1 pseudogene is annotated in these 661 nt (G+C 53.1%); it reads right to left on the bottom strand.

Features of this window, described 5'->3' with window-relative positions:
* Positions 1–640: pseudogene (locus CKL79_RS22730) on the bottom strand (hypothetical protein); the annotation flags it as partial.
* Positions 641–661 lie beyond the last annotated feature (21 nt).

Consider the following 661-nt stretch of genomic DNA (forward strand, 5'->3'; position numbering starts at 1 on the left):
ACAGCCGTACTGTTGAGGAGCCGTGTGCGGTTAACATCGCAAGCACGGTTTTGCACGGGAGGGTGACAGGGTGACCTGTCACTCGACCCCAACGATTGAGGAAAAATTGCAATGTGCTCAGATATGAATCACCGAGGCTTCGGCGCAGAAAGAAGTAATTGCGCAAGCGAGAGTTGAGATTCTCCACCATAGAGCTTGCTCTTGGCGTCTGTTTGAGCGCGTTACCCACAGCCTCCATCAACCCATAAAACTTGCCCGATAGCCTGCTATGCAACTGGTTCCACCGTTCCCAATAAGGATTGGATGTCTTATGTTTCCGGTGTAGCAGGCAGACCTCCCGCACTGCCTGTAACGGTAGCTCAAACGATTCAGCGATGACTGCCAGTTTCTGGTCAAGGACACCGGCAAAGTCCAGCAGTTGATCACGCTGATTGTGCAGTGCCTTTCTCAGCTTACGAATGGTCGGATATTGCTTGCCCTTCCGCTGTTGGAGTTCGGCTGCAATGAAGTCGAATAACTCTTGACGCACCGCTAGAGACGGGCCAGCCAAGGCAAGGACATCAGGGGAGAACCACTGGCATATAATCTTGACATCCTGAGCGCGGGTGACCAGCCCGACCTCTCGACGGTTCGCTTTCACCTGTTGGATAGTCAGCTTCTG

Origin of the sequence: Leptolyngbya sp. BC1307 (genome assembly GCF_002286735.1) — a bacterium.
GTDB lineage: Bacteria > Cyanobacteriota > Cyanobacteriia > Phormidesmidales > Phormidesmidaceae > Phormidesmis.